This window comes from Neobacillus niacini NBRC 15566 (assembly GCF_001591505.1).
Taxonomy (GTDB): domain Bacteria; phylum Bacillota; class Bacilli; order Bacillales; family Cytobacillaceae; genus Neobacillus; species Neobacillus niacini.
On the sequence record NZ_BCVA01000055.1, the window covers coordinates 25,789 to 32,529 of the forward strand.

Below are 6,741 nucleotides of genomic sequence, written 5' to 3' on the forward strand. Positions count from 1 at the left end.
CTGAAATAGGTCATTACATATAAAGTCCAGCTAAAAAGATTCCCAATGTCTCTTCATAAATTTCGTCAAATTGGGTCAGTGGGAGGGGGTTCGTGCCTGTTCCGAGCTCGACAGTAAATCCAGGGCGGCGCCAGTCTTGGATAAACCAATCCTTATACCCTGCATAGCTTTCGATACTCTTGACAGGCTCATAACCACTTACTCTCGCAAATTCGTTTACAATCACCTCAGATTCAGGGGGCTCCAAATTTTCAAATCCCCAATAAATAACCTGACCTTGTGTATGAAACGCAAGAACCCGGGCAAAATCACGTCGTCTGGTCAAATCCGCCATCGCAATGGCTTCAGGTTCAGATAAAGGGTGTTCCCCCCCAAAATCACGTGGTCCAGGCTCTGTAGGATTTCTAGCTTTCTCCAATTCCCAAAGCGCAGGGAACTGATCATTCAGATCAACACCCCTAATATTTGCTTTCCAACCAGAGAAATCAGTACTTCCACGATTAAGTTCGATCACTCTATTTCTCCACGTTTCATTTTCTGGCGGACCATTCATCACAAGACTAACTCCGTCTGGATTAACCATTGGAACTGAAGACAGTAAGCTTTGGTTATATAACGGAAGAGTCGATAGCCCGCGGATGGAACTCCCATTCGTAAGCGATAAACAATAATCATTTAAAAAAGTCATTAAGATAGGGGTAGTAATCCATTCATTCGCATGAAAAGAAGCATTATAGTGAACTCTTTTACTGCCATTACCTATTAGAACTTCAGGAATCCGATTGCCAAGCACTGAGTTTCCGGCATTTGTTACTCGGAGAAATGGATATACATTTTGCATACGTGCGATGTCACTCATCATACGGCTAAAATCATAATGTTGCTTTCCTTGAACGAGTCTCCAAGTAATCCGAAGAGGAACTTTAATAGTCTGGCCGATTACAAGACGATTAGGATTTACATTAGGGTTTGCAAGCAGCAGCGCATCCAGTGACAAATTACGATTTTGAGCAATACTCCAAAAAGAATCCCCGCGCAGGATCTGGTAATCCTGCCCCACAAACCCCGGAATTCGGATTCGCTGTCCTGCTGCAAGCTGACTTGGTTGAATATCACGATTAGAATCAATTATCAGTTGGATATTCAATTGATACAATTGACTGTAATACCATAAAGAATCACCTTGTCTCACATAGATGTCCATGGAATCCTCCTGATGGTCGAAAATGGTCTTACTTAAAATGTATGCAGGAAAGTTTACCTTATATGTAGATTTTTATTTTCACTTATATCAGAAGGGATTAATAAATAAAAGAGTGCCGCCCTTAGGACACTCTGTCAAGGTTATATAGAAAGAATGATTCATGTTACCAAAAAGAGGCTGATAACATACTTATGTCATATGAACGGCTTTAAGGTGTTGTAGATTTAAATAGACAGGGTCACCTTTTGCCGTTAGTAATTCAATGAAATTATTTTTTATTCCCATTATTTTCCCCATACAATTCTCATTTTCTCCAAGATTAAATACAATTAATGTCCCAATCAATTTTTCAATCTGAACTTCAAATGATCTTGCAAATGTTATGTTCGAGGGGTTAACTGGTAAATTCGCATTGCTTAAACCATAGGGGCGCTGGTTATTGGTATAAGGAATTAACCATTTTAAGTGGTTAAGAGAAATAAACATTGTTTTATAAATAGGGGAGTAAAAAACAAAATAATTATTCATAATGCTGATAATGTAGCCGTGTATCGATTGTTTACTAGTCACAAATATTTCTGTGAAAATACCCTTTGCTGCCGTGAGTGTTTTTCGTAATGAAATTTCCTCGTTGGGATTAAAAATAGGGGATTGATCATCTGATAGTGTGATGATTTCATCAATTTCTTCTATTTTAGGGATCTTCCAGTTTTGAATATGCACCGTAGGAATATATAAATAATCATAACCATTAAAAATAACCCACAAATCACTGCCAATGTCGATTAAAATTCCACTTATGGGTTTGTTACCGGAGATTTCAAGTTTTATATAGGTACCAACATGGTCTTTTAATTTCATCTAATCACATCCTTTCTAGTAAAGTGATTCTACAAAAAGAGCGGGTGCATAGACTGGATATTAATAAGGAATGCCCAGCTCTTTATTGTAAAATTTATGATGGATAGTAATTGCCACAGGAATAGAGAATGTAAATTTATAGGAATCATTTACAGCCATTATCTTTTAGTGTGATTAAATGCGTTTTAGTGAGTTACTCCGATTCGGCCAACCTGAAAAGATGGATCTTCGGTCAAAGTCACTCTTAACAGGTTCACCTGAAAACCGAGATACACCAACTTCTTGAGCCTTCGGTTTGATATCCTCTTTTTTACTTTCGACGGTGCTCATTTTTGACTTATCTATTTTCATAAGTGGATTGGTATCAATCGTTTCCTTGACTTTTTTCACCTTATTTAATAGTTCCTGCGTAGAATTTGCAGTTACCTCTTTTTTCGGTACAGGTACAGCTTTCATTTGCTCACGTACAGTCTGTTTTACCTGAGCTCTTTTTTCCACTGATGGCGGAGCAGGTCTTAGGACACTTGCTTTATCATGTTGCACAACATTTTGAATGACAACCTCTGATTTTTGCTGTTTCACTTCTCCTTGTTGTGTTTGCGGTATTTCAGTTCGTGACCACTTACTATTCACAATTTGTGGAATGCTATCATTGTGAACACTCTGCTTTTTCTCTTCTTTTTTGATTTCATCGCTGACTTTTACTACTGTTGATGTGAACTTGATAGGTTCTGCCCAAACCTTTTTCTCATTCTCTTGTTGATCTACACTTACTTTTGGAGCAGTTATCACGTCAGCCTCTACCAGATTCACTGCTTGTTGAACATCAGATTCCTGGTTGTCTGCCTTCATGAATACTTGAGTTTCAACATACTTGTTATCTGTATCTTCCGCTTTACTTTCGGAAACAGCTGATTCTGTTTCATTTTTATTTTCTTCTTGTTTTTCTTCTTTACGATATCCTTTTAATATATTTGAAATGTGTGAGATTTTGATTAAAATTCGATCTTCACCATTGATTAACGTAACAAAGTCGCTATCAACGATGCTTAGTACCCCAGTAAAAGATTGCTTGTTTAAGCACAAAATAGATACCCATGAATTCTTTAATGAGCTTAATAAATCCGCTAAACTTTGGGTTTTCATAAATTCAGTCGTGATTTCTTCGCCTTTAAATTCTTTCGTATTTTTCGTAATCGCCTGGATTTTATCAATACTATAGTAATAGACGTATTTTTTTTCGTCCTCGATAATAATATGATCAGACTCTACACCCATTAATTTCCCTTTTATAATTTCTTCACCAACATACAGATTTACATTGTAGCCTTTTAGTAAATCCACAGTGGATGAAAAATTATCAGATCCCATTCAATGTTCCTCCTTAGGATAAATTTGTCGCTTCTATTAAGAAGCGACAAGAGATAAATTTTTCATTGTCTTACTTGTGCATTTTCAGCACGAACAACTCTTTGTCTTACTGCTTGTTTTTCTGTTTGAGACATAGTGTTCTCTTCTTTACCTTGGTCTTTATTTTCTTCTTGTTTTTCACTTTCGATTTTTAATCCATAGCTAACATTTCGGATATGCCACATAGATACACGAACAACTTCTTCTTTGCTAATTAATGATACAAAGTCTTTGTTAATTTCACTAATAACACCTTCAAGTTTTTCGGGACCTCCACGGTTAATTCTTACCCATTGGAATTTTAGGCTCTCTAGTAGACCTTGGAAGTTTGCAGCGCTTTTAAATTCGAAATTCTCCGGAACCTCAATACCAATATCCATGGTGTCCTTTGAATTCTCTGTTACACTTTTGACATGGTGCGTATTATAATAAAGTACTCCATCATCCTTAGTCAAAAGTACTAGATGGTCATCAAGAACCGCCATTAATTTACCAATTCTTGATTCAGGTCCGCCTCTGTCAACCTTGATCGTCTTCCCCACTAAAGACTTCCACATGTCGTTATTCACAATATTTATCCTCCTTTAATTAAATAAACATTTACACTGCATTTATATGTGTCACGGTATGATGTTGTACTAAACGACGAGCCTTTTTTCTTACCTTTTTGTAAAAATAGGCAAAAAAAAAGTATATGGAGTCCATATACAAGCAAAAAAGTCATAATGACGCTAACTCTTTAGTTAAATAGCGATTTCTATTCTTAATAAATTCAAGAATAACGTCTTTTTCTTTATCAAAGTATTTTTCATCCATATTTATATAGGGATCTGTCCTAATAAATGGTTTTAAATGCTGAAATTGTTCTTCGATAATTGGCTTTAATGTTTCAACATTAAAGTGAGTTTCTAAGATTTCAGTCAAGATTTCTTTGTATTTTAATTTAACTGGGTGAGTATGGAGAAGTCGTCCAGTTAAGGTATTATACCCAGTGATTGGGACGAAATCGTGATCAAGCTTCCTTCCGTGAAGGTCTCTCCCCCAGGTCCCATCATAATCCCAAGGTGTTATCTCATACAGATTCGTTTTGCTATTTAGATAGAGAGCGTAATTATGGATAAACCCATCAAAATTCTGTGTACAAACGACACCCCCAAGCCATCTAAGGTATTTCTCAATATTTAGGATTTTACCGATTTCCTTTTCAAACTCTTCATTAGGGAGGGTGTTAATCATTTCTATAAAATCCTCTAATAATGATAGGTCTTTTTCCTCACCATATTTGATCGTATAGCCTTCATCTAAACTCGTTTTTAATTCGTTCTCGGGAGAGATTAGAGAAAAGTTTGCAAAATAATTAGTGGCATAGATGATGGGGCCATCGGGAAGATTTCTTTTTTTCAGAAGATGTTGGTCAAATGATTCCAGTTCTAAATAAATTCCTTTACAGTAACCGTTGATATAAAGAAGCACGTGTTTGGAGTGCGGAGAAATAACTCCAATGGTATTAAAAAAATCAAGAGAAAGTTTATTGCGGCTCAGTGAAATATCATCGTATTCAGCATTTAGGTGGATTTCATGAGCACCGTCAAAGAGATAAGGTTTTTGAAAAATGATATTATAGGATTTTTTCTTCTTTTTTCTTATAACATTCCCCCGATAGGTGAGCCCTATTTTGTATCGTTTATTGGCAAACTTTAATACGGCAGGGACATGCTCATCCTCCCATATATCATCCTCCAACTTTTGCAGCCACTTTGGATTAATGAAGATTTCATATTTTAACACGTTAATACTCCTATACATACATTTTTTCTAGATAGTATGCGGCCTCTAGGAGGATTGTGCAGTACAAACATCTAGAATTTTTGTATTGGTCATATGTCAATCCGCAAATATTTATGATATTAATGTTAAAAAATAAATGTTTGTCTATATCAAGTACCACTTTATTACCATAAATTAGAGAGTGAAAGGAATATATTTATGGAAAGTGGTGGAAAACCAAGATGGGGATGGACATGAATCAGAGGCTATCGAAAGCTAAAGATAATGGAGTCGTTTTATTTCTAAATAACAATCCAGATGAAAAGCAACACAAAAAATGTTTCTGCGATGATCATTCAGATTCCAGTGGCAGCAAAGGGTCAGACGGTAGCCGAGGGTCTAAGGGAAGTAAAGGATCTCGTGGGAGTCATGGGACATGCGGCAGTAAGGGCAGCAAGGGATCTGATGGAAGTAGAGGTTCGAAAGGCTCACGTGGTTCTTATGGGTCTGGACGTAAAAGACGCCCTAAAGGTCCAAAGGGTCCTAAAGGTAGAAGAGGTAAACATCGTTCTGGTGGGAGTAGAGGTTCGAAAGGCTCTCGGGGTTCTGGCGGTAGTAAAGGATCAAGAGGATCTTATGGTTCCTGTGGGCGCAAAGGATCTAGAGGATCTAATGGCTCCCGTGGACGTAAAGGATCTAGAGGATCTAATGGCTCCCGTGGACATAAAGGATCAAGAGGGTCTAATGGTTCCAAAGGATCTTATGGTTCAGGACGGAGAAAAAGATCATATGGCTGTTCTGGTGGAAGTAGGGGCAGCAGAGGAACAAGAGGTTCCCGTGGATCTCACGGAAAAAGAGGTCCTAAAGGTCCTAAAGGTAGAAAAGGAAGACACAGTTCTGGTGGAAGCAGAGGTTCAAAAGGATCTCGTGGGTCGTGCCGAAGTAAAGGTTCAAGAGGATCTTATGGTTCCCGTGGAGGTAAAGGGTCAAGAGGATCCCGAGGTTCTCGCGGAGGTAAAGGGTCAAAAGGATCTCGTGGTTCACGCGGCCGAGGTTCTAAAGGTTCATATGGTTCGGGTCGAAGTAAAGGAACCTATGGCGGTAAGGGTTATGGTTATGGCCGTAAAAGCTCTGGCGGAAGCAAAGGCAGTAAGGGTTCAGGTGGAAGTAAGGGCAGCAAAGGATCCAGAGGCTCCAGTGGGTCTCGTGGTGACAAAGGTCCAAAGGGTCCTAAAGGTAGAAAAGGCAGTCGCAGTTCAGAAGGAAGCAAAGGTTCCAAGGGGTCTCGTGGGTCTGGCGGAAGCAGAGGATCCAAAGGCTCTCATGGTTCTAAAGGAAGTAAAGGATCCAAAGGCTCTCATGGGTCCAAAGGAAGTAGTGGTTCCAAGGGCTCTCATGGGTCTAGAGGCACTAAAGGATCCAAAGGCTCTCATGGGTCCAAAGGAAGTAGCGGTTCCAAGGGCTCTCATGGTTCTAAAGGTAGTAAAGGATCCAAAGGC

Annotated in this window: 6 protein-coding genes; 1 reads left to right on the forward strand and 5 read right to left on the reverse strand. The window is 38.5% G+C overall.

The annotated features are described in order from the left end of the window. Positions 1–13: 13 nt before the first annotated feature. From BANA01_RS25410 to BANA01_RS25430, 5 genes are all read right to left on the reverse strand, one after another. The gene (locus tag BANA01_RS25410) at positions 14–1,204 is read right to left on the reverse strand and encodes a M14 family metallopeptidase (protein ID WP_063255223.1); all 1,191 of its coding nucleotides are present in this window, start codon (positions 1,202–1,204) and stop codon (positions 14–16) included. Positions 1,205–1,393: 189 nt separating this feature from the next. Then, positions 1,394–2,065: a hypothetical protein gene (locus BANA01_RS25415; protein ID WP_063255224.1), complete on the reverse strand. Its 672-nt coding sequence runs from the start codon at positions 2,063–2,065 to the stop codon at positions 1,394–1,396. Positions 2,066–2,239: 174 nt separating this feature from the next. Then, a complete protein-coding gene (locus BANA01_RS25420; protein ID WP_063255226.1) occupies positions 2,240–3,436 on the reverse strand; it encodes a hypothetical protein in 1,197 nt (398 codons plus the stop codon). A gap of 62 nt (positions 3,437–3,498) precedes the next feature. Continuing rightward, positions 3,499–4,044 (reverse strand): hypothetical protein, encoded by a 546-nt coding sequence (locus tag BANA01_RS25425; RefSeq protein WP_063255228.1) that lies wholly within the window; start codon positions 4,042–4,044, stop codon positions 3,499–3,501. A 151-nt stretch (positions 4,045–4,195) separates the two neighbouring features. After that, positions 4,196–5,281, reverse strand: a complete 1,086-nt coding sequence (locus BANA01_RS25430; RefSeq protein ID WP_063255229.1) for a CotH kinase family protein — start codon at positions 5,279–5,281, stop codon at positions 4,196–4,198. 279 nt (positions 5,282–5,560) lie between these two features. Here BANA01_RS25430 and BANA01_RS29740 point away from each other — a divergent pair. Beyond that, positions 5,561–6,741 (forward strand): hypothetical protein (locus tag BANA01_RS29740; RefSeq protein WP_218008425.1); only part of this gene is annotated, 1,181 nt, incomplete at its 3' end.

Coding starts and splice junctions, on each gene's coding strand:
- BANA01_RS25410 (WP_063255223.1), bottom strand. CDS start 1,204: ATGGACATCTATGTGAGACAAGGTGATTCTTTATGGTATTACAGTCAA.
- BANA01_RS25415 (WP_063255224.1), bottom strand. CDS start 2,065: ATGAAATTAAAAGACCATGTTGGTACCTATATAAAACTTGAAATCTCC.
- BANA01_RS25420 (WP_063255226.1), bottom strand. CDS start 3,436: ATGGGATCTGATAATTTTTCATCCACTGTGGATTTACTAAAAGGCTAC.
- BANA01_RS25430 (WP_063255229.1), bottom strand. CDS start 5,281: ATGTATAGGAGTATTAACGTGTTAAAATATGAAATCTTCATTAATCCA.